Below are 2,094 nucleotides of genomic sequence, written 5' to 3'. Positions count from 1 at the left end.
GGGAGAACTTGCGATAGTCCAGGGCCAGCAACTTGCCCTGGTCCTGCGGGTCCGGATAGGCCTCCAGCAACGGGATGTCGACGATGCTCGACTTGAAGTCGTTGGCCACCAGGCGACCGACCTGCCCGGACTTGAGGACGTTGTTGCGCAGCATGTCGAGGCTGGCCTGGGAGCCGTTATAGCTCTGCGGGATCACTTCACCCCCGGCAAAGCCCTCCTCAGTCACTTCGGTCCAGCGTACGCTCGGACTCCACAGCGACTTGAGGCCGGAACGGTCAACGCCGGAAATGTAGAACACTTCGTCGTTGATCTGGCGCAGGGTCTCCATGTATTCCTTGGAGAAGATGTCGCCGTCGGTGGCTTCCACCGAGATCCGCACGGTGTTGCCCAGGTTCGCCAGATCGTTGCGATGCTCCATCATCTTCTGGATGAAGGGGTGCTCGAGCGGGATCATTTTTTCGAAACTGGTGGACGGACGAATCAGCGTCGCCTGCCAGAACAGGAAAATACTGACCAACAGGCAGATGAAGATCACTGCCGGGCGGTTGTTGAAGATCAGGCGCTCAAGGAGTGTCGCCTTTTCCTGGTGATGAGTACTCAAGGAAGTCATAGCTGCGCCTTCTTATTATTAACCTGGCTCATTTGCCCGACTCGGTGCCGTTCGGCGAAGTGACGCGAACGCCACCCTGTCCTGCCAGAACCAGATTGCCATTGCCTGCCGCCGTGACCGCCGAGACGGAAATACGATCCGCGCGGTTGACCACTTTGAAGGTTTCACCATCGTCGCTGCTGCGAATCACCGAACCGCCGTTACCGACAATCACGATGGAGCCGTCTTCGAGCAGCGTGCCGCCGGACAGACCGAACTCCAGATCGCCGCGCTCAGCCTTCAACTCGATCTGTTCCCAGTTGCTACCGAAATCGGTCGAGCGATACAGATTGCCACGCAGGCCATACGCCAAGAGGGTAGAAGGTTGCGCGGTGCCGATCACACCAAACAGCGAGCCTTCGTAAGGGCCTTCAAGTTTTTCCCAGGTCTGGCCCCAGTCGGCGGAGCGGAACATGCTGCCCTGCTCACCGACGATGAACAGACCGGAATCCTTGACGGCGGCGATGGCGTTGAGGTGGAACTGGTCTTCGTTGTCCAGGCGATCACTGACGTCTTCCCAGTGCTTGCCGCCATCGCTGGTTTCCAGCAATGCGCCGTAAGCGCCTACGGCAAAACCTTTGTTGACGTCCTGAAACCAGACGTCGAGCAATGGCGACTCACGCTTGAGGTCTTCGAATTGCTTGGTCCAGGTGACACCGCCGTCCTCGCTGGCGAGGATCTGTGCATCATGGCCGACCGCCCAGCCGTGCTGGTCATCGACGAAAAACACCGAGGTCAGCAATGCCCGGGTCGGGACCTTGGCTTGCATCCAGGTAGCACCCTGGTCATCAGAATACAGAATATGCCCACGATCCCCGACCGCCACCAGGCGCTTGCCAGCGTGGACGACATCGAGCATCAGGCTTTTGCTGGCCTTGGCCGATTCAATGGAATAAACAACGTCGGATGCCGGCGCAGCCGCGGCCAGCACAGGTGCTGACAGCATGGCAGAGCCCAACAGCGAGAGCGCTGTAGCCAGCAACGCGAATTTGCGTAATGCCAGCGGGCGGCAGATACCCACACCCATGACAGGCTCACTCATAGACCTTCCCCCATTATTATTGTTAGGTCATTCAACCTTTCTGGGCGCCGCAAGGGTGCTGACCGGGATTACCTGTTTCAGAGCATAGACCTGAAACCCGCAATCCAGAGCCCCTTCGGAAGCTGGCTTATCCTATCGGTGTTTTCGAAGGGCTGACAATCGACGGCACGTTATGTTTTGTTAACCGCAGGGGTGGTTGTTTTTTCTGAATGGTGGGGTATCAGGTGGGGTGATTGGGTGTTTTTGGTCGGAGTACATATCCGTTGCTGCGGTAACGGCGGCTTATGTTTGGTTGTGTACATATCCGTTGCTGCGGTAACGGCGACTTATGGTTTCGCTCTTACAGCGAGTCCCTTTTTCAAACGCCAAAAAGGAACCAAAAGGCTTTGCCCCGGCGTACGGC

Annotated in this window: 1 protein-coding gene and 1 pseudogene; both read right to left on the bottom strand. The window is 57.6% G+C overall.

All coding sequences use genetic code 11. The features are described 5' to 3' along the window. Positions 1 to 610, bottom strand: a pseudogene (locus D8V06_RS10000) (RND family transporter); the annotation flags it as partial. Positions 611 to 638: 28 nt separating this feature from the next. Next, complete coding sequence (locus D8V06_RS09995) at positions 639 to 1,691, bottom strand: YCF48-related protein (RefSeq protein ID WP_130930895.1); 1,053 nt, start codon at positions 1,689 to 1,691, stop codon at positions 639 to 641. Positions 1,692 to 2,094 lie beyond the last annotated feature (403 nt).

Origin of the sequence: Pseudomonas sp. Sample_24 (assembly GCF_004307605.1) — a bacterium.
Taxonomy (GTDB): Bacteria; Pseudomonadota; Gammaproteobacteria; order Pseudomonadales; family Pseudomonadaceae; genus Aquipseudomonas.
The sequence above is the reverse complement of the archived record's forward strand: the minus strand, read 5'-3'. Positions and strand labels throughout refer to the sequence as shown.